This window comes from Pseudomonas sp. P4_C1 (assembly GCF_056402155.1).
Genome location: NZ_JBFUHY010000003.1, coordinates 189,892 through 209,208, shown reverse-complemented (window position 1 = coordinate 209,208; position 19,317 = coordinate 189,892). Strand labels below are relative to the sequence as shown.

Annotated in this window: 19 protein-coding genes and 1 tRNA gene; 9 read left to right on the top strand and 11 right to left on the bottom strand. The window is 59.5% G+C overall.

Annotated elements, in window-relative coordinates:
• Positions 1-122 precede the first annotated feature (122 nt).
• From arcC to AC1DU9_RS03410, 9 genes are all read left to right on the top strand, one after another.
• The gene (gene arcC / locus AC1DU9_RS03450; protein ID WP_223459465.1) at positions 123-1,052 is read left to right on the top strand and encodes a carbamate kinase; all 930 of its coding nucleotides are present in this window, start codon (positions 123-125) and stop codon (positions 1,050-1,052) included.
• A 12-nt stretch (positions 1,053-1,064) separates the two neighbouring features.
• Entirely contained in the window at positions 1,065-1,427 is a 363-nt protein-coding gene (locus tag AC1DU9_RS03445; RefSeq protein WP_108215109.1) for a DUF5064 family protein, read from the top strand.
• A 199-nt stretch (positions 1,428-1,626) separates the two neighbouring features.
• Positions 1,627-3,135, top strand: a complete 1,509-nt coding sequence (locus AC1DU9_RS03440) for a sigma-54-dependent transcriptional regulator (protein WP_477809733.1) — start codon at positions 1,627-1,629, stop codon at positions 3,133-3,135.
• Between the two features lie 443 nt (positions 3,136-3,578).
• Positions 3,579-3,962, top strand: a complete 384-nt coding sequence (gcvH, locus tag AC1DU9_RS03435) for a glycine cleavage system protein GcvH (RefSeq protein ID WP_008047373.1) — start codon at positions 3,579-3,581, stop codon at positions 3,960-3,962.
• An 11-nt stretch (positions 3,963-3,973) separates the two neighbouring features.
• Entirely contained in the window at positions 3,974-6,826 is a 2,853-nt protein-coding gene (gene gcvP, locus AC1DU9_RS03430) for an aminomethyl-transferring glycine dehydrogenase (RefSeq protein ID WP_223459472.1), read from the top strand.
• A gap of 205 nt (positions 6,827-7,031) precedes the next feature.
• Positions 7,032-8,408, top strand: coding sequence for an L-serine ammonia-lyase (locus tag AC1DU9_RS03425; RefSeq protein ID WP_223459474.1), 1,377 nt, complete (start codon positions 7,032-7,034; stop codon positions 8,406-8,408).
• Between the two features lie 36 nt (positions 8,409-8,444).
• Positions 8,445-9,569: a glycine cleavage system aminomethyltransferase GcvT gene (gcvT, locus tag AC1DU9_RS03420; protein WP_223459476.1), complete on the top strand. Its 1,125-nt coding sequence runs from the start codon at positions 8,445-8,447 to the stop codon at positions 9,567-9,569.
• A 404-nt stretch (positions 9,570-9,973) separates the two neighbouring features.
• Positions 9,974-10,186, top strand: a complete 213-nt coding sequence (locus AC1DU9_RS03415; protein WP_007931076.1) for a cold-shock protein — start codon at positions 9,974-9,976, stop codon at positions 10,184-10,186.
• Between the two features lie 94 nt (positions 10,187-10,280).
• Positions 10,281-10,769, top strand: coding sequence for an RDD family protein (locus AC1DU9_RS03410; RefSeq protein ID WP_223459478.1), 489 nt, complete (start codon positions 10,281-10,283; stop codon positions 10,767-10,769).
• A gap of 136 nt (positions 10,770-10,905) precedes the next feature.
• Here AC1DU9_RS03410 and nadA read toward each other — a convergent pair whose 3' ends face one another.
• From nadA to ybgC, 11 genes are all read right to left on the bottom strand, one after another.
• Positions 10,906-11,964 (bottom strand): quinolinate synthase NadA, encoded by a 1,059-nt coding sequence (gene nadA / locus AC1DU9_RS03405; RefSeq protein ID WP_477809732.1) that lies wholly within the window; start codon positions 11,962-11,964, stop codon positions 10,906-10,908.
• Positions 11,965-12,234: 270 nt separating this feature from the next.
• Positions 12,235-12,310, bottom strand: a tRNA-Lys gene (locus tag AC1DU9_RS03400).
• Positions 12,311-12,373: 63 nt separating this feature from the next.
• On the bottom strand, positions 12,374-13,066 hold the full coding sequence (queC, locus tag AC1DU9_RS03395) for a 7-cyano-7-deazaguanine synthase QueC (protein WP_223459480.1): 693 nt from the start codon (positions 13,064-13,066) through the stop codon (positions 12,374-12,376).
• A gap of 1 nt (position 13,067) precedes the next feature.
• Positions 13,068-13,715 carry a 7-carboxy-7-deazaguanine synthase QueE gene (gene queE, locus AC1DU9_RS03390; protein ID WP_008047363.1) on the bottom strand — a complete coding sequence of 216 codons (648 nt, stop codon included), beginning with the start codon at positions 13,713-13,715 and terminating at the stop codon, positions 13,068-13,070.
• Between the two features lie 166 nt (positions 13,716-13,881).
• Positions 13,882-14,709 carry a tol-pal system protein YbgF gene (gene ybgF / locus AC1DU9_RS03385; RefSeq protein ID WP_477809731.1) on the bottom strand — a complete coding sequence of 276 codons (828 nt, stop codon included), beginning with the start codon at positions 14,707-14,709 and terminating at the stop codon, positions 13,882-13,884.
• A 6-nt stretch (positions 14,710-14,715) separates the two neighbouring features.
• Positions 14,716-15,213 (bottom strand): peptidoglycan-associated lipoprotein Pal, encoded by a 498-nt coding sequence (pal, locus tag AC1DU9_RS03380; RefSeq protein WP_003178634.1) that lies wholly within the window; start codon positions 15,211-15,213, stop codon positions 14,716-14,718.
• Between the two features lie 52 nt (positions 15,214-15,265).
• Positions 15,266-16,546 (bottom strand): Tol-Pal system beta propeller repeat protein TolB, encoded by a 1,281-nt coding sequence (tolB, locus tag AC1DU9_RS03375; protein ID WP_223459528.1) that lies wholly within the window; start codon positions 16,544-16,546, stop codon positions 15,266-15,268.
• Between the two features lie 17 nt (positions 16,547-16,563).
• Positions 16,564-17,643: a cell envelope integrity protein TolA gene (gene tolA / locus AC1DU9_RS03370; RefSeq protein ID WP_223459484.1), complete on the bottom strand. Its 1,080-nt coding sequence runs from the start codon at positions 17,641-17,643 to the stop codon at positions 16,564-16,566.
• On the bottom strand, positions 17,643-18,095 hold the full coding sequence (tolR, locus tag AC1DU9_RS03365) for a protein TolR (RefSeq protein ID WP_162135951.1): 453 nt from the start codon (positions 18,093-18,095) through the stop codon (positions 17,643-17,645). Before tolR ends, tolA begins: the two co-directional genes overlap by 1 nt.
• A gap of 23 nt (positions 18,096-18,118) precedes the next feature.
• A complete protein-coding gene (gene tolQ / locus AC1DU9_RS03360) occupies positions 18,119-18,814 on the bottom strand; it encodes a protein TolQ (protein WP_007897030.1) in 696 nt (231 codons plus the stop codon).
• Entirely contained in the window at positions 18,804-19,271 is a 468-nt protein-coding gene (gene ybgC, locus AC1DU9_RS03355; protein WP_057713518.1) for a tol-pal system-associated acyl-CoA thioesterase, read from the bottom strand. The genes tolQ and ybgC overlap by 11 nt, the downstream gene beginning before the upstream one ends.
• Positions 19,272-19,317: the final 46 nt, after the last annotated feature.

Below are 19,317 nucleotides of genomic sequence, written 5' to 3'. Positions count from 1 at the left end.
AGCGCCGCGGTGCATCTGACAGACCGCGGCGCCCCCATCGCGAGCAAGCTCGCTCCCACAGGGTCCGGGTTCCACCAAGAGCCGAGTCTCTCGCTTACTTCTCAGTTTAGAAGGACTGCACCATGCGTATCGTCGTTGCTCTGGGCGGTAATGCCCTGCTCCGCCGGGGTGAACCCATGACCGCTGACAACCAGCGCGCCAACATCCGGATCGCCACCGAACAGATCGCCAAGATCCATTCCGGCAACCAACTGGTCATCGCCCACGGCAATGGCCCGCAAGTCGGCCTGCTGTCATTGCAAGCGGCGGCCTACACCTCTGTCACCCCTTACCCGCTGGATGTGCTCGGCGCCGAAACTGAAGGCATGATCGGCTACATCATCGAACAGGAACTGGGCAACCTGCTGGACTTCGAAGTGCCCTTCGCGACCTTGCTTACCCAGGTCGAAGTCGATGCCAATGACCCGGCCTTCAAGAACCCCACCAAGCCCATCGGCCCGGTCTACAGCAAGGCCGATGCGGAAAAACTCGCCGCCGAAAAAGGCTGGGCAATCGCCCCTGACGGCGACAAATACCGCCGCGTGGTTGCCAGCCCGAAACCCAAGCGCATCTTCGAAATCCGTCCGATCAAATGGCTGCTGGAAAAAAGCAGCATCGTGATCTGCGCCGGTGGCGGCGGCATTCCGACCATGTATACCTCGCCCGGCAAACTCGAGGGCGTCGAAGCGGTCATCGACAAAGACCTGTGCTCGGCGCTGCTGGCCGAACAGCTTGAAGCCGATCTGCTGGTGATCGCCACTGACGTCAACGCCGCTTTCATCGACTTCGGCAAGCCCACGCAGAAAGCCATCGCCCAGGCCCACCCCGACGAAATGGAAAAACTCGGCTTCGCCGCCGGCTCCATGGGACCGAAGGTGCAGGCAGCCTGCGAATTCGCGCGCCATACTGGAAAAGTCGCAGTGATCGGTTCGCTCGCGGACATCGAAGCAATTGTCCAGGGCACCGCCGGTACACGCATCAGTACGGCAACACCAGGCATTACCTACTTGTAAGGAGAGACGTCTATGGCACAGTTTGAGCCAGGTCACTTGCACATCGAACGACATGCGCTGACCCCGGATGATGTCAGCTACAACGTGCACCTCGACTATGAAGTCAGCAAGAATGCCAAAGGGGAAAAAGGCATCCAGTTCACTATGCATGGCAGCATTCAGGGCAAGGAGATGTCAGAGCCCTTCTTCCTGCCCAAGGAGGAGGCCTACAACTTCGCCAGCAACGTGACGAAAATCGCCGAGAAGTACGGGATTCCGAAGACGCACAGCCAGATCGGATCGGTCCACAAACATTACGATTTGATGTTTGAAGACATCCGGCAGCAGTTGAATATGAAATCAGGCGACCCGGTAAACCCCGAACACTTCGAATAACCTAGTCTCCCTGTAGGAGCGAGCCTGCTCGCGAAGGCGGAGTGTCAGCCAATATCTTTGTGACTGATACCTCGCTTTCGCGAGCAGGCTCACTCCTACAAAGATCAATGTCGCCCTGAATATCGGCGGCACATTTCACCATTCGCCCGCCCCAAGGCATACTTGCCACCCTCCGCACTGCAGAACCCAAGACCGCCCCATGCGTATCCACGTCAGCTTCATCGACCGCGTCGGTATCACCCAGGAAGTCCTGGCCCTTCTCGGTGGGCGCAATCTGAACCTGGATGCGGTGGAAATGGTCCCGCCCAATGTTTATATCGACGCCCCGACCCTGAGCCCGCAAGTGCTCGAGGAGCTGCGCGATGCCCTGTTCAGCGTGCGTGGCGTGCAAGCGGTGACGGTGGTCGACATCCTGCCCGGCCAGCGCCGGCACTTGCAGCTCGACGCCTTGCTGGCCGCCATGACCGACCCGGTACTGGCGCTGGACAGCAACGGCAAGGTGCTGCTGGCCAACCCGGCCTTGATCGCCCTGTACGGCCGCGAACCGAACGGTGAAAGCGTGGGCGAGCTGTTTTCCGACCCGGCCTTGCTCGACGCCCTGCTTGAACAGGGCTTTCGCCTGCCGCTGCGGGAAATCACCGTCAACGGCCAGACCCTGTTGCTCGACGCCACTCCGATTACCGATGCTGGCGCCCTGCTGACCCTGTATCAACCGAACCGCATCGGCGAACGCCTTTCCGCGCTGCACCATGACCACGCCGAAGGTTTCGACGCACTGCTCGGCGAGTCCCCGGTGATCCGCACCCTCAAGGCGCGCGCCCAGCGGGTGGCGGCCCTCGATGCACCGCTGTTGATCCAGGGCGAAACCGGCACCGGCAAAGAACTGGTGGCCCGGGCCTGCCACGCCATCAGCGCCCGGCACAGCTCACCGTTTCTGGCGTTGAATTGCGCGGCATTGCCGGAGAACCTCGCCGAAAGCGAACTGTTCGGCTACGCCCCCGGCGCTTTCACTGGCGCGCAGCGGGGCGGTAAGCCAGGACTGATGGAACTGGCCAACCAGGGCACGGTGTTTCTCGATGAAATCGGCGAAATGTCGCCGTACTTGCAGGCCAAATTGTTGCGTTTCCTCAACGACGGCAGTTTTCGCCGGGTCGGCGGAGACCGTGAGGTCAAGGTCAACGTACGGATCCTCAGCGCGACCCACCGCGACCTGGAAAAAATGGTCGGCGAAGGCCTGTTCCGCGAAGACCTGTTCTATCGCCTCAACGTCCTCAACGTCGAAGTGCCACCCCTGCGCGAACGCGGCCAGGACATCCTGCTACTGGCCCGTTACTTCATGCAGCAGGCCTGCGCGCAGATCCAGCGCCCGATCTGTCGCCTGGCGCCGGGCACTTACCCGGCGCTGCTGGGCAACCGCTGGCCGGGCAACGTGCGGCAATTGCAAAACGTGATCTTCCGTGCCGCGGCGATCTGCGAAAGCAGCCTGGTGGACATCGGCGACCTCGACATCGCTGGCACCTCGGTAGCGCGCCAGAGCGACCACGACGTCGACAGCCTGGAACAGGCCATGGACGAATTCGAAAAAACCCTGCTGGAAAAGCTTTACGCCAGCTATCCCTCGACCCGGCAACTGGCGACCCGCCTGCAAACCTCCCACACCGCAATAGCCCATCGGTTGCGCAAGTACGGGATTCCGGGCAAGGCCTGAGGCCTCAATGTCCAATCCACCACAGATCCCTGTGGGAGCGAGCTTGCTCGCGATAGCGGAGTGACATTCACAAAGTTGTCGACTGACACGCCCTCATCGCGAGCAAGCTCGCTCCCACAGGTTTCGTGCCTGGCTTGAAATAACTCACCCAAAAACGACCTCCACCTGTACTGAAAGCGCTACAGCGGAACGATATCGCTACACCCCTCTCCGATCGCGCCTGCGCAAGGCTTTGATCCACCTCGGCTTTTATCCACGACCCATGCCGTATCGATTTCGCTACAGTGAGCGCATTTCAGCGGTTATCGAAACCACCTAAATCATTGATCAATAACGATAAAACAACGTTGGCCGCGTTCTTGCTATGTAGACCTCCACAACCAGGGCATCGCCCAAGCATTCAATCGCGTCCACCAGACGAGTCTGGCCCCTTAGGAGTTTCCATGAGCGAGTTGCGTTTTACTGAAGATCACGAATGGCTGCGCACCGAAGCTGACGGCAGCGTCACGGTCGGCATCACCGCTTTCGCACAGAACGCCCTGGGCGACGTGGTTTTCGTTCAACTGCCTGAGCTGCAGTCCTACGACAAAGGCGCCGAAGCCGCCACCGTGGAATCGGTAAAGGCTGCCAGCGGCGTGTACATGCCGCTGGACGGCGAAGTGCTGGAAGTGAACCCGGCGCTGGACAGCAGCCCTGAGCTGGTCAACGAAGATCCGCTGGGCGAAGGCTGGTTCTTCCGCTTCCAGCCAAGCGACGCCTCGGCAGTCGCCCAACTGCTGGATCAAGACGCCTACGACCGCCTGATCAAAGCCCAAGCCGAAGCCTGAGGAGCGCTGACATGACTCAAATCAATTTGACCACCGCCAACGAATTCATCGCCCGTCATATCGGCCCGCGCGCCGGTGACGAGCAAGCCATGCTCAACAGCCTCGGCTTCGACTCCCTGGAAGCCCTGAGCGCCAGCGTGATTCCCGACAGCATCAAGGGCACCAGCGTCCTCGGCCTGGAAGACGGCCTGAGCGAAGCCGATGCCCTGGCCCTGATCAAGTCCATCGCGACTAAAAACCAGCTGTTCAAGACCTTCATCGGCCAGGGTTACTACGGCACCCACACGCCGTCGCCGATCCTGCGCAACCTGCTGGAAAACCCGGCCTGGTACACCGCCTACACCCCGTACCAGCCAGAAATTTCCCAGGGTCGTCTCGAAGCGCTGCTGAACTTCCAGACCCTGATCAGCGACCTTACCGGCCTGCCGATCGCCAACGCCTCCCTGCTGGACGAAGCCACCGCCGCTGCCGAAGCCATGACCTTCTGCAAACGCCTGAGCAAGAACAAGGGCAGCCACGCCTTCTTCGCTTCCGTGCATTGCCACCCGCAAACCCTCGACGTGCTGCGCACCCGTGCCGAGCCTTTGGGCATCGACGTGGTGGTTGGCGACGAGCGCGAGCTGACTGACGTGACGCCGTTCTTCGGCGCGCTGCTGCAATACCCGGCGAGCAACGGTGACGTGTTCGATTACCGCGAACTGACCGAACGCTTCCACGCCGCCAACGCCCTGGTAGCCGTGGCTGCCGACCTGTTGGCTCTGACCGTGCTGACCGCACCGGGCGAATTCGGTGCCGACGTGGCCATCGGCAGTGCACAACGCTTCGGCGTGCCGCTGGGCTTCGGTGGCCCGCACGCTGCGTACTTCTCCACCAAGGATGCGTTCAAGCGCGACATGCCGGGCCGTCTGGTCGGTGTCTCCGTAGACCGTTTCGGCAACCCGGCCCTGCGCCTGGCCATGCAGACCCGCGAACAACACATCCGTCGCGAGAAAGCCACCAGCAACATCTGCACCGCGCAAGTACTGCTGGCCAACATCGCCAGCATGTATGCCGTGTACCACGGTCCGAAAGGCCTGACGCAGATCGCCAATCGTGTGCATCACCTGACTGCAATCCTGGCCAAAGGCTTGAGCACATTGGGCCTGAACGTCGAGCAAGCGAGCTTCTTCGACACCCTGACCGTGAAGACCGGTGCTCAAACCGCCGCCCTGCACGACAAGGCGTACGCCCAGCGCATCAACCTGCGCGTGGTCGATGGCGAGCGCCTGGGCCTGTCCCTGGACGAAACCACCACTCAGGCCGACGTTGAAATCCTGTGGAGCCTGCTGTCCGACGGCAAGGCCCTGCCGGACTTCGCCGCTCTCGCCGCTTCGGTCACCAGCACCATCCCGGCCGCGCTGGTACGTCAGTCGCCGATCCTCAGCCACCCGGTATTCAACCGCTATCACTCGGAAACCGAGCTGATGCGTTACCTGCGCAAACTGGCGGACAAGGACCTGGCGCTGGACCGCACCATGATCCCGCTGGGTTCGTGCACCATGAAACTCAACGCCGCCAGCGAAATGATCCCGGTGACCTGGGCCGAGTTCGGCGCCCTGCACCCGTTCGCCCCGGCCGAGCAAAGCGCCGGTTATCAGCAATTGACCGACGAGCTGGAAGCCATGCTTTGCGCTGCGACTGGCTACGACTCGGTTTCGCTGCAACCGAACGCCGGCTCCCAGGGTGAATACGCAGGTCTGCTGGCGATCCGTGCCTACCACCAGAGCCGTGGCGAAGACCGTCGCGACATCTGCCTGATCCCGTCGTCGGCCCACGGCACMAATCCCGCCACCGCACAGATGGCCGGCATGCGTGTCGTCGTCACCGCCTGCGATGCCCGCGGCAACGTCGACATCGAAGACCTGCGCGCCAAGGCCATCGAGCACCGCGAACACCTCGCCGCGCTTATGATCACCTACCCGTCGACCCACGGCGTGTTCGAAGAAGGCATCCGCGAAATCTGTGGCATCGTTCATGACAACGGCGGCCAGGTGTACATCGACGGCGCCAACATGAACGCCATGGTCGGCCTCTGCGCCCCGGGCAAGTTCGGCGGCGACGTTTCGCACCTGAACCTGCACAAGACCTTCTGCATCCCCCACGGCGGTGGCGGCCCGGGCGTCGGCCCGATCGGTGTGAAATCGCACCTGGCGCCATTCCTGCCGGGCCACGCACAGATGGAGCGCAAGGAAGGCGCCGTTTGCGCGGCACCGTTCGGCAGCGCGAGCATTCTGCCGATCACCTGGATGTACATTCGCATGATGGGTGGCGCGGGTCTCAAGCGTGCATCGCAGCTGGCGATCCTCAACGCCAACTACATTTCCCGTCGCCTCGAAGAGCACTATCCAGTGTTGTACACCGGCAGCAATGGCCTGGTGGCGCACGAGTGCATCCTCGACCTGCGTCCGCTGAAAGACAGCAGCGGCATCAGTGTCGACGACGTGGCCAAGCGCCTGATCGACTTCGGTTTCCACGCGCCGACCATGTCGTTCCCGGTAGCCGGCACGTTGATGATCGAGCCGACCGAAAGCGAATCCAAGGAAGAGCTGGACCGCTTCTGCGACGCCATGATCCGCATCCGCGAAGAAATCCGCGCAGTGGAAAACGGCACCCTGGACAAGGACGACAACCCGCTGAAAAACGCGCCGCACACCGCCAAGGAACTGGTGGGCGAGTGGGCTCACCCGTACAGCCGCGAGCAAGCGGTTTACCCGGTTGCGTCGCTGATCGAAGGCAAGTACTGGCCACCGGTCGGTCGCGTCGACAACGTGTTTGGCGACCGCAACCTGGTCTGCGCCTGCCCGTCGATCGAAAGCTACGCTTAAACCAATGAGGGGGCGGTTGATCCCGCCCCCTTTTTGCAAAAACACCACAGTCCTCTGTGGGAGCGAGCTTGCTCGCGATAGCGGTCTTTCAGTCGACATCTATGGTGAATGTCAGACCATCATCGCGAGCAAGCTCGCTCCCACAGTGAATTGCGCCAACCTCCCGATTCCGTGAATTCCCATAACAAGAAACCGGAGAACCACCATGTCGTTAAGCGTGTTCGACCTGTTCAAGATTGGCATCGGCCCCTCCAGCTCTCACACCGTCGGCCCGATGCGCGCCGCTGCGCGTTTCGTCGAAGGCCTGCGCCGTGAAGGGCTGCTGCCGGCCACCACCTGCGTCAAAGTCGAGCTGTACGGCTCGCTCGGCGCCACCGGCAAAGGCCACGGCAGTGACAAGGCCGTGCTGCTGGGCCTGGAAGGCGAGCACCCGGACACCGTGGATACGGAAACCGTCGCCGCGCGCCTGCAAGAAATCCGCGGCAACGGACGCTTGAACCTGCTCGGTGAACACAGCATTGCGTTCAACGAGAAAGAACACCTGGCGATGATTCGCAAACCGTTGGCGTATCACCCCAACGGCATGATTTTTCGCGCCTTCGACACGGCGGGCCTGCAGATCCGCAGTCGCGAATACTACTCGGTCGGCGGCGGTTTTGTGGTCGATGAGGACGCCGCCGGCGCCGACCGCATCGTCGAAGACGCCACACCCCTGACCTTCCCGTTCAAAAGCGCCAAGGATCTTCTCGGTCATTGCGTCAAATATGGGCTGTCGATCAGCCAGGTGATGCTGACCAACGAAAGCGCCTGGCGTCCGGAAGCGGAAACCCGCGCCGGCCTGTTGAAAATCTGGCAAGTGATGCAGGACTGCGTCGCCGCCGGATGCCGCAATGAAGGCATCCTGCCTGGCGGGCTGAAGGTCAAACGCCGGGCCGCCGCGCTGCATCGGCAATTGTGCAAGAACCCGGAATCGTCTTTGCGCGACCCGTTGTCGGTGCTCGACTGGGTCAATCTCTACGCGCTGGCGGTCAACGAGGAGAACGCCAACGGCGGGCGCGTCGTAACCGCGCCCACCAACGGTGCAGCGGGGATCATTCCAGCGGTGTTGCACTACTACATGCGCTTTATCCAAGGCTCCAATGACGACGGCGTGGTGCGTTTTCTGCTCACTGCCGCAGCCATCGGCATTCTGTACAAGGAAAACGCCTCGATCTCCGGCGCCGAAGTCGGCTGCCAGGGCGAAGTCGGCGTCGCCTGCTCGATGGCCGCCGGTGCCTTGTGCGAAGTGCTTGGCGGCACCGTGCAACAAGTGGAGAACGCCGCGGAAATCGGCATGGAACACAACCTCGGGCTGACCTGCGACCCGATTGGCGGGCTGGTGCAAGTGCCTTGCATCGAGCGCAACGCCATGGGCTCGGTCAAGGCCATCAATGCCGTGCGCATGGCCATGCGCGGCGACGGGCAACACTTCGTCTCCCTCGACAAGGTCATCCGTACCATGCGCCAGACCGGCGCCGACATGAAAAGCAAATACAAGGAAACCGCCCGTGGCGGTTTGGCGGTCAACATTATCGAGTGCTGAAGCGCGCTCATCTGCACCCTTCTTCAGGAGCTGAATATGTCCACCGAACAACTGTTGAAAACCCCGCTGCACGCACTGCACATCGAACTCGGCGCGCGCATGGTGCCGTTCGCCGGCTACGACATGCCCGTGCAATACCCGCTGGGCGTGATGAAAGAACACCAGCACACCCGCGACCAGGCCGGGCTGTTCGATGTCTCGCACATGGGCCAGATCCGCCTGACCGGCGCCAATGCCGCCAAGGCCCTGGAAACCCTGGTGCCGGTGGACATCATCGACCTGCCGGTGGGTATGCAGCGCTACGCCATGTTCACCAATGCGACCGGCGGCATCCTTGACGACCTGATGGTCGCCAACCTGGGTAACGAAGAACTGTTCCTGGTGGTCAACGCCGCGTGCAAGGATCAGGACCTGGCCCACCTGCGCCAGCACATTGGCGACCAGTGCACGATCGAGCCGCTGTTCGAAGAGCGCGCCCTGCTCGCCCTGCAAGGCCCGGCGGCAGTTACTGTACTGGCACGTCTGGCCCCTTCGGTTGCGAAGATGACCTTCATGCAGTTCGCCCGCGTGAAACTGCTGGGCGTGGACTGCTTTGTCAGCCGCTCGGGTTACACCGGTGAAGACGGTTTCGAAATTTCCGTGCCGGCCGTCAACGCCGAAGCCCTGGCCCGTGCGCTGCTGGCTGAAGCGGAAGTGGCTGCCATCGGCCTTGGCGCTCGCGACTCCCTGCGCCTGGAAGCGGGTTTGTGCCTGTACGGCCACGACATGAACACCGACACCACCCCAATCGAAGCGAGCCTGCTGTGGGCGATCTCCAAGCCACGTCGTGCCGATGGTGCGCGGGCTGGTGGCTTCCCGGGCGCCGAAACCGTATTCACTCAGCAACAGGCCGGTGTGAACCGCAAACGCGTCGGCCTGTTACCGCAGGAACGCACGCCAGTGCGCGAAGGCGCCGAGATCGTCAACGAAGCCGGCGACATCATCGGTAGTGTCTGCAGCGGTGGTTTCGGACCGACCCTGGGCGCGCCGCTGGCCATGGGTTATGTCGACAGCGCTTATATCGCACTGGACACACCCGTTTGGGCGATCGTTCGTGGGAAAAAGGTGCCTTTGCTTGTAAGCAAAATGCCATTTGTTCCACAACGCTACTATCGCGGCTGATTGAATGTTCCTATAAGTAACGCGGTTGCGTTAACGGTGCACTAATGTGTAACGCAACCGCCATAAAATAGTGCATTGTTTGGCTCTAAGCTTCGATTATGAACTTTGCTTATAACGATCGAAAGCAATTGAACAACGCTAGCGTATAAGGCCCCACTAGTGGACTGACTAAATGCCATCAACCTGAGGAAATACGGGGCCTTCACGGGGCTTGTTTTTTCTCCCGTAGTTGGCGTAGAGTTTGTTCACTGTGTTTGCATGGGTCGCTTGGAATCGTGACCTGGGCAGTAGCCTACAAGTTAGCTACATCCCGTTCGACGTCTTCTTACTCTCCTGCAACCAGCCCCAGTACTCTTTCATGAGAAAGAGACTGTCATTAATTTTTGCGTCAAAGGAAATAAGAAATGTCCCAACGTCAGAGCGGTACCGTCAAGTGGTTTAACGACGAGAAAGGTTTTGGTTTTATCACTCCTGAAAGCGGTCCGGATCTGTTCGTGCATTTCCGCGCCATCCAGGGCAACGGCTTCAAGAGCCTGAAAGAAGGCCAGAAAGTGACTTTCATCGCTGTGCAGGGCCAGAAAGGCATGCAGGCTGACGAAGTACAAGCGGAAGGTTAATCTTCTGTAACGAAAAAGCCCCTGATGCTGACATCAGGGGCTTTTTTGTGCGCGCAAATCCGTAAAATGGCTTCTTTTTCGCCGAGAGCCTGTCATGTCGAAACACCTGCTTACCCCCCAGGGCGATTTTCCTGCCGCTGGTCTGGGTCGCCGTCTGGCAGCCATGTTCTATGATTTCCTGCTGTGTACCGCCCTGCTGATCGTCACAAGCGGCATCTACAAGATGATCCAGATGGCGATCATCGGCGAAGAAAGGATGCGCACCCTGACCGAAGCGGGTGCGCTGGACGGTGATCCTCTGCTCTCCACAGTGCTGCTGTTCGTATTGTTCGGCTTCTTCGCCAAATTCTGGACCTGGTCTGGTCAGACCCTCGGCATGCAAGTCTGGTGCATCCGCGTGCAGAACGCCGATGGCTCATCCATCAGCCTGTGGCAAGCGCTACTGCGCTTTGTGGTGTCGCTTGCTTCGTTGCTGTGTGTTGGTCTGGGATTCTTCTGGTCGTTGTTCGACAAACAGAAACGCAGCTGGCATGACATGTATTCCAATACCGAACTGGTGCGGGTTCCGAAGAAGACCAAATAATTTCCTGACGCAGAAACCACTGTAGGAGCGAGCCTGCTCGCGATGGCGTAGTGTCAGTCAACTTCAATGGTGACTGATACACCGCTATCGCGAGCAAGCTCGCTCCCACAGTTATTTTGGGCCTGATTGAAAGATCTCAGGCGTTACCGGCCAGCTTCATCCGCGCCGCCTGGGTGAAATCAAGCATGCGCTTGAGCGGCCGGATCGCCTGAGGGATCAGCGCCGGGTCGACAAAGATCTCGTTCGACCCTTCCTTCAACGCCTTGAGCGTGCGTTCAAGGGTGTTCATGGCCATCCACGGGCAATGCGCACAACTGCGGCACGCCGCGCCGTTACCTGCCGTCGGGGCTTCGATAAAGACCTTGTCCGGGCACAGCTGCTGCATCTTGTAGAAGATGCCGCGGTCGGTCGCCACGATCAGCGTCTTGTTCGGCAGGCTCTGTGCCGCCGCGATCAACTGACTGGTGGAACCCACGGCATCGGCCAGTTCAATCACCGATGTCGGCGACTCCGGGTGCACCAGAATCGCTGCATCCGGGTACAGCGCCTTCATGTCTTCAAGCTGCTTGGACTTGAACTCTTCGTGAACGATGCAGGCACCGTCCCATAGCAACATGTCGGCACCGGTCTGGCGCTGGATGTAGGTACCCAGGTGCTTGTCCGGGCCCCAGATGATGGTCTCGCCGTTGTCTATCAGGCTCTCGACGATTTCCAGCGCACAGCTTGAAGTCACGACCCAATCCGCTCGAGCCTTTACCGCAGCGGAGGTGTTGGCGTACACCACCACCGTACGCTCCGGGTGTTGATCGCAGAACGCGGAAAACTCGTCCACCGGGCAACCCAGGTCGAGCGAACAGGTCGCTTCGAGTGTCGGCATCAGCACGCGCTTTTCCGGGTTGAGGATCTTGGCGGTCTCGCCCATGAACTTCACGCCGGCGACGACCACGGTCTTGGCTGGATGGGCATTGCCGAAGCGGGCCATCTCCAGCGAATYGGAGACACAACCGCCCGTTTCTTCGGCCAGCGCCTGAATGACAGGGTCACAATAGAAGTGGGCCACCAGCACCGCGTCCTGAGCCTTGAGCTCGGCAGCGATGGCAGCACGGTAATAAGCCTCTTCATCGGCGGTCAGCGGTTTGGGCTGTTTGGCGTCGAGGTGGGCTTGAACCAGAAGGCGTTCGGAAATCTGCGTCATGTTCGCAAGACCTGCAGGCGCATTCGCGCGAAAGTCGAGTATACACCCGGCTCCGGACCCATCGGGGTACCGCCGGGAAAGTGGGTATTCATCAGGCACGGACAGCGTTGAAGCTGGGCAAGGCTACAGAATAACCGGCGGATGCAAAAGATGATTCTGACTTGTGTCACAGGACGTAGCCCGCAGCGAGGCAAGACTGAATCGCAGGCAAAAAAAAACCCGGAAATCCTCACTTGCGTGGGCCTTCCGGATTTTCTAAACCGCCAAAAATGGTGGGTCGTGTGGGATTCGAACCTACGACCAATTGGTTAAAAGCCAACTGCTCTACCAACTGAGCTAACGACCCGCTGTGTGGTGGCGCGTATAATACTGATTTTTAAGGACTATTCAACACCTATTTTGAAATAAATCAAAAATAAGGGGTTGGATCGCTGATTCCGGCTGCCGCAAAGCCCTCTGCACGCAGTCGGCAGCTGTCGCACTTGCCGCACGCACGGCCTTCATCGTCGGCCTGATAGCAGGAAACGGTCAGCCCGTAGTTCACGCCAAGCTTCACGCCGGCCTGAACGATCTGCGCCTTGCTGAGGTTTTGCAGGGGTGCCTGAATGCGGAAGCCATTGCCTTCCACGCCAGCTTTGGTTGCCAGGTTGGCCATGCGTTCGAACGACTCAATGAACTCGGGACGGCAGTCCGGGTAACCGGAGTAGTCCACCGCATTGACGCCGATGAAGATGTCGCGTGCACCGAGCACTTCAGCCCAGCCCAGGGCCAGGGACAGGAACACCGTGTTACGCGCAGGCACGTAAGTCACCGGAATGCCCTCACCCGCCTCTTCCGGAATGTCGATGCTGCTGTCGGTCAGCGCCGAGCCGCCCATGCCGTTCAGGTTCAGACCGATCACCTTGTGCTCGACCACACCCTGGTCCTGCGCCACACGCTCGGCGGCGTACAGTTCAGCGTGAGACCGCTGACCGTAGTCGAAGCTCATGGTGTAGCAGCTGTAGCCTTCGGCACGCGCCATGGCCACGACGGTCGCCGAGTCCAGGCCACCGGACAGCAGGATGACCGCACGTTTTTCAGCAGTATTGAGTTGTTCAGTCATTTCAGCGCCCCGGCTCGTCATTCCATAGATATTTATGCAGCTGCAATTGCAAACGCACTGGCAGATTGTCCGCCACCACCCAGTCCGCCAGGTCCCGGGCATTGAGATCATGGTGACTTGGCGAGAACAGGACTTCGCCGGCACGCAGGTCAAGACCGTACTGGATCAGCTTGGAAACGGACCAGTCATAGTCCTCCCGCGAGCAGATGACAAACTTCACCTGATCGTTGGGCGTGAGCAGCTCGATGTTTTCGTAGCGGTTACGGTGCGCTTCCTTCGAACCCGGGGTTTTCAGGTCGACAACACGACTGACCCGGGAATCTACTGCCGAGATATCAATAGAACCACTGGTTTCCAGTGACACTTCGTAACCGGCGTCACACAGACGCTTGAGCAAGGGAATGGCGTTGGGTTGCGCCAGGGGCTCGCCGCCCGTGACACAGACGTATCGCGGACGAAAACCGGCGACCTGCTCGAGGATATCGTCGAGGGTGCGGATGGTCCCGCCGGTGAACGCGTAGGCGCTGTCGCAGTATTGGCAACGCAACGGACAACCGGTCAGGCGCACAAAAACAGTGGGCAGCCCGGCAGTCCGAGTTTCACCCTGCAACGAGTAGAAAACTTCGGTGATTCTCAATGTGTCTTGCATAGTCGCCACGGGCGTAACAGCTAAACAGGCTGTCCGCCTCCGTCAGGCACTTCAAGGAACCCCGGCAATGCGCAGATCCCAAAAAGCGTGTTTCAGAAAAAGGGTGTGAATTCTAACGAAAAAACCCGCGACAAGCGCGGGTTTCTTCAAAACGGGTCAAGCAGGCTTACATTTTCTGCAGATCGCGTTGGGCCAGTTGAGCGGCGGAAGTGCCCGGATATTGCGACACAACCTGCTGCAGAATACCTTTGACCCGGTCGGTATGACCCAGGCGGCGTTCCACATCAGCGAGCTTGTACAGCGAATCAGGCACTTTGGCGTGCTTCGGATACAGCTGCGAAACCTTGGCAAATGCCTGACCTGCACCTTGCAGATCGCCTTTGGCCAGGTTTACTTCGCCCAACCAGTACTGGGCATTGCCCGCGTATTGGCTATTCGGGTATTTGCGCAGGAATGCGGCGAAAGCCTGGCTGGCCTTGTCGAAATCCTTGGCCTTGATCAGGTCGAAAGCAGCATCGTAATAGAGCTTTTCCTTCGCCGGATCTGCCGGTTCGCTACTTGCGGCGGGTGCTTGAGCAGCGGCTGCGCCAGCTGCCGCACCTGCGGCGTTCAATTCGCCACCGGTGGAAGAATTTTGAGGACTCGCGGCTGGTGCAACGCCGGTTCCTATGCGCCGATCAAGATCCTGGTATCGCTCCAGGTTTTCCTGCTTCATGCGCGCTACATCATTTTGCAGTTCTTCGATCACACCCTGTTGGCGCGAGATCTGTTCCTGCATTTGTTGCAGTTGGTTGAACAGCTGGCCCTGTGCCGAGACAGGAGTCGAAACCCCTCCCCCGGCATAGGCGCCGTTCGTACCGTAACCCGCAGGCGGATAACTGCTCCCGCTATTGTTATAGCCGGAGTTGTCCTCGACCACAGGAACCGCAGCCCACACCGCAAGCGGTGCGAGGCTGAGAGCCAAAACAGTTACAGCACGACGGCACGTTCGCATGACGAATTACTTACGCAGTTCGACGCGACGGTTTTGAGCCCAGGACTGCTCGTCGTTGCCGGTAGCAACTGGACGCTCTTCGCCGTAGGAAACCAGTTCCAGCTGAGCTGGGGAAACGCCTTGCAGTACCAGGTAGCGCTGAACGGCTTTCGCACGACGCTCGCCCAGTGCCATGTTGTACTCACGAGTACCACGTTCGTCGGTGTTGCCTTCCAGAACAACGCGAGCGCCGTTTGCTTTCAGGTCTTTGGCGTGAACGTCCAGAGCGCGCATGGCTTCTGGCTTCAGGTCCGAACTGTCGTATTCGAAGTAGAAAGTGGTGATAGCGCGCAGTGCAGCTTCTTCGCTCAGGGAGCCGTCAACTGCACCAGTGTTTGCGCCGTAACCAGCGTTTGGATCTACCGCGCCTTCACCGGCATTGTCGCCGCCTTTGGACGAGCAACCTACAGCTACAGCCATGGCCAGTGCCAGCGCAGCAAATTTACCAAACTTCAGCATTTCCATCGTGAAACTCCTAATGAACCCCAGTGTGTTAAGTACAACGTATAGCGCCGCGTCAGTTCAGGAAAGGGGACCAGGAAGGTTCTCTGACTTCGCCTTGTGCGGTAGGAAGCGGGAGCCTTACGCGTCCATTGATGGACACGAGCATCAAGACTCCCCGGCCCTGCTGGCGGGTGGCGTAGATTACCATGGTGCCGTTGGGCGCGACAGTGGGCGACTCGTCCAGAGTGCTATCAGTGAGGATCTTTACACTACCGCGCTGCAAATCCTGGGCCGCCACCTTGAAATTGGTGAAGCCATCCTGACGGTGAATCATGACAAGCGTCTTTTCATCAGCCGACAGTTTAGGGTTGGCGTTGTAATTACCGACGAACGTCACACGCTCTGCACCGCCACCACCCGCGCTGGTCTTGTAGATCTGCGGCTTGCCGCCACGGTCGGAAGTGAAGTAGATGGTCGAGCCATCCTTGCCCCAGAACGGTTCGGTGTTGATACCTTGACCGTTGGTGACGCGACTGATCTGACGCGAACCCAGGTTCATCACATAGATGTCCGGGTTGCCGTCTTTCGACAGTACGAACGCCAGGCGCTGACCATCCGGCGACCAGGCCGGTGCACCGTTCAGGCCTTCGAAGTTGGTGATCTGCTCACGGCGACCGGTGTCGATGTTCTGCATGAAGATGCGTGGACGCTTCTGCTCGAAGGAGACATAAGCGATGCGCTTGCCATCCGGTGCGAAACGCGGCGACAGGATCGGCTCACGCGACTGCAGCAGGGTCACGGCGCGGGCACCGTCGTAGTCCGAACGTTGCAAGGTGTAGCGAGTGTTGTTCTCGGAGAAACGCTCGGCCGTTACATACAGCAGGCGAGTCGAGAAGGCACCCTTGATACCCGTGAGTTTCTCGAACGACTGGTCAGAGATGTAGTGCGCCATATCGCGCAACTGATCGACGCCGCCCGACACGCTGCCGGTCAGCACTTGCTGCTCGGTGGCCACGTTGAACAGTGCGTATTGCACCTGCAGGCGACCGCCCGCCGGCACAATGCTGCCGACCATGACGTACTGGGCACCCAGCGCCTTGAAGTCACGGAAGATGATTTCGCTGGCCTGGCTCGGCTGGCTGATCATGTTCTGTTTTGGAAGCGGCGAGTAGTAACCCGAGTTACGCAGGTCGTTACCGATGATTTCCGCCATGTCGTCCGGCAGCACGCTACCACCCTGGAAACCGAACGGCACAACGGCGATCGGGGTCGCCCGATCGCTGCCGCTGGTAACCAGAATGTTTTTCTCATCTGCCATCGCCATCCCTGCCATGCAGCAGATAACGACCAGCATTCCTCGTAGAAGGTTTCTCACAAGGCTAGATCCTCAGGTGTGAATGTCATCTTGAATGAACGATACGGAGCGAAATCACTCGGCTTCATTCCCTGCATTTCTGTCAAACGTCCAATATTCTTCACCGCTGCAACAGCCGAGGCGTCAAACGGACCGTCGCCACTGGACCTGGACACGCTGACCGAAGTCACCGTACCGTCCGGCAACATGCCGATTTGCAATACGACCGTCATGCCTTTGCGTGCCGAAGGTGGACGAGCCCAGCCTTCCGCTGCACGCGCACGAATCAGGTCATCGAAGCTGCCGGCGACTTCGTCGCCCTGCTCATCGGCCAAGGCCTGCTGACGCTGCGGCGTGTCGGAAAGCAAATCTGCCAAGGCCTGGGCCTTTTTGTCTTCGGCGGATTTACGCGCCGCGTCCTGCGATTTCTTCTTCGCAGCATCGGCAGCAGCTTTCTTCTTCGCTTCCTCGGCGACTTTCTTCTTCGCCTCTTCAGCTTCAGCTTTCTTCTTGGCGTCTTCCGCGGCTTTCTTCTTCGCGTCTTCGACAATCTTTTTCTTGGCTTCTTCAGCGGCCGCTTTCTTGGCCTCTTCTTCAGCAGCCTTCTTGGCTTCTTCTTCGGCTTTCTTCTTGGCTATATCAGCCAATTGTTTCTCTTCTGCCTTCTTGGCTTCCGCGGTTTTCTTCGCATCGTCGGCTTTCTTGGCTTCATCAGCCTTTTTCGCCTCGTCTGCTTTCTTCGCCTCGTCGGCCTTCTTGGCTTCTTCGGCCTTTTGAGCCGCCTCTTCTTTCTTTTGTTCCGCAGCCTTCACCGCTTCCTGCTCGACCTTTTTCTGCTCCATCTGCTCGACTTCGGTCTGACGCGCAGCAGATTTCTGCGCCTCACCGGCAATCTTCTGATTGGTCTGGGTGGTCGCCCGACTTTTCGATTTCAGCTGGTACAAGGTCGCCTGGACAATCGGCTTGGCCGGCGGCAGTTCCGGGGTAAAGGCAAAGCTGACGAACAGCATGCCGAACACCAGCACATGCAAGCCAATCGCCCAGACACTAGGCCAGAAGTAGCTTTCCGAGGCGGACGGCTCTCGCTGTTGCTGCATCAGGGCGCCTCGGTAATCAAGCCAACATTACCGACCCCGGCTTTCTGCAACCCGCCCATGGCGCCCATGACGGAGCCGTAATCGACACTCTTGTCGCCGCGAATGAAGACCTGGGTACGCTTGCCGCCTTCGTTGCCGACGCGAATGATCTTGGTCACCGCGTCAGTCATCTGCGGCAGGGTCATGGCCCGATCCTGCTGCTTTTCGGTGTCGACTTCGCTGCCAAGGTTCCAGTAGTAGGTCTTGTCGGATTTGATGGAAATGGTCAGGACCTGGGTGTTGTTGTCCTGCGGCAAGGCTTCGCTGGAAACCTTGGGCAGATCAACTTTCACGCCCTGATTGAGCATCGGCGCGGTCACCATGAAGATGACCAGCAGCACCAACATCACGTCGATGTAAGGCACCACGTTCATCTCGGCGACCGGCTTGCGCTTTTTGCGAGCTCGAGCGATTAAAGCCATTGGAAATTACCTGCTTATTCTTCGCTGGTGTGCACTTTGCGGTGCAGGATCGCCTGGAACTCGTCGGCGAAGGTGTAGTAGCGGCCCAGCAAGGTTTCGCTGCGAGCAGCAAAACGGTTGTAAGCGATAACGGCTGGAATGGCAGCGAACAGACCGATCGCCGTGGCGATCAGTGCTTCGGCGATACCCGGGGCCACAGTGGCCAGGGTCGCTTGCTGGGCAGTCGCCAGACCACGGAAGGAGTTCATGATCCCCCAGACGGTACCGAACAGACCGATGTACGGGCTGACGGAACCGACAGTGGCCAGGAAGGGCAGGCTCTGCTCGAGCTTTTCTTCTTCGCGGGAAATGGCGACGCGCATGGCACGGGCCACACCTTCCATGACTGCTTCCGGATCAACGCCCGACTGCTGGCGCAGACGGGAGAATTCCTTGAAACCGGCACGGAAGATTTGCTCGACGCCCGAGTCAGGGTCCGGGTTGCTGCCAGCCTGACGGTACAGCTTGGACAGGTCGATACCCGACCAGAAGCGCTCTTCAAAGCTCTCCAGGGCACGTCGACCGGCGCGCAGCAGGTTGCTGCGCTGAAAGATCATGATCCACGAGGTCACCGATGCGGCTACCAGGATCAGCATTACCAGTTGCACCACGATACTGGCATTGCTGACCAGGCTCCACATGGAGGAATGGTCGACGACGTTAGCTTCCACGCTTTATCTCCTGCTTTGAGTGTGTACCCGCGCCGCTCACGTCGGCAAAGGCCGCTCGTAGAGCTTCGGGAATGGCCCGGGGTTTCAAACTTTCAGTGCGCACACAGGCCACCAGAAACTGCCCTTCGCAGAGCAGTGCATTATCCGTTGCCCGCCTGACCTGCTGCTTGAAGCGCAGGCTGGCACGGTTCAATTCGATTACTTCAGCGCTTACCAGCAGTTCGTCATCCAGTCGCGCCGGCGCGTGGTAGCGCGCTTCGCTGGAATGCACGACGAACAACAGGTCCTCCCCTGCCAGCTGCGATTGGGCAAAGCCCAGATCTCGTAGCCGCTCGGTTCGAGCCCGTTCCATAAACTTGAGGTAATTAACGTAATACACGATGCCCCCTGCATCGGTGTCCTCGTAATAAACGCGACAGCGATGTGCGAAAGGCTCAAGCCCGTTTTGCGCGCGCATACTCTAGTGCTTACTCCTCAGGTTGCCAATCCGGCATGGCAACTGT

Coding starts and splice junctions, on each gene's coding strand:
- arcC (WP_223459465.1), top strand. CDS start 123: ATGCGTATCGTCGTTGCTCTGGGCGGTAATGCCCTGCTCCGCCGGGGT.
- AC1DU9_RS03445 (WP_108215109.1), top strand. CDS start 1,065: ATGGCACAGTTTGAGCCAGGTCACTTGCACATCGAACGACATGCGCTG.
- AC1DU9_RS03440 (WP_477809733.1), top strand. CDS start 1,627: ATGCGTATCCACGTCAGCTTCATCGACCGCGTCGGTATCACCCAGGAA.
- gcvH (WP_008047373.1), top strand. CDS start 3,579: ATGAGCGAGTTGCGTTTTACTGAAGATCACGAATGGCTGCGCACCGAA.
- AC1DU9_RS03425 (WP_223459474.1), top strand. CDS start 7,032: ATGTCGTTAAGCGTGTTCGACCTGTTCAAGATTGGCATCGGCCCCTCC.
- gcvT (WP_223459476.1), top strand. CDS start 8,445: ATGTCCACCGAACAACTGTTGAAAACCCCGCTGCACGCACTGCACATC.
- AC1DU9_RS03415 (WP_007931076.1), top strand. CDS start 9,974: ATGTCCCAACGTCAGAGCGGTACCGTCAAGTGGTTTAACGACGAGAAA.
- AC1DU9_RS03410 (WP_223459478.1), top strand. CDS start 10,281: ATGTCGAAACACCTGCTTACCCCCCAGGGCGATTTTCCTGCCGCTGGT.
- queC (WP_223459480.1), bottom strand. CDS start 13,066: ATGACTGAACAACTCAATACTGCTGAAAAACGTGCGGTCATCCTGCTG.
- queE (WP_008047363.1), bottom strand. CDS start 13,715: ATGCAAGACACATTGAGAATCACCGAAGTTTTCTACTCGTTGCAGGGT.
- ybgF (WP_477809731.1), bottom strand. CDS start 14,709: ATGCGAACGTGCCGTCGTGCTGTAACTGTTTTGGCTCTCAGCCTCGCA.
- pal (WP_003178634.1), bottom strand. CDS start 15,213: ATGGAAATGCTGAAGTTTGGTAAATTTGCTGCGCTGGCACTGGCCATG.
- tolB (WP_223459528.1), bottom strand. CDS start 16,546: ATGCTGGTCGTTATCTGCTGCATGGCAGGGATGGCGATGGCAGATGAG.
- tolA (WP_223459484.1), bottom strand. CDS start 17,643: ATGCAGCAACAGCGAGAGCCGTCCGCCTCGGAAAGCTACTTCTGGCCT.
- ybgC (WP_057713518.1), bottom strand. CDS start 19,271: ATGCGCGCGCAAAACGGGCTTGAGCCTTTCGCACATCGCTGTCGCGTT.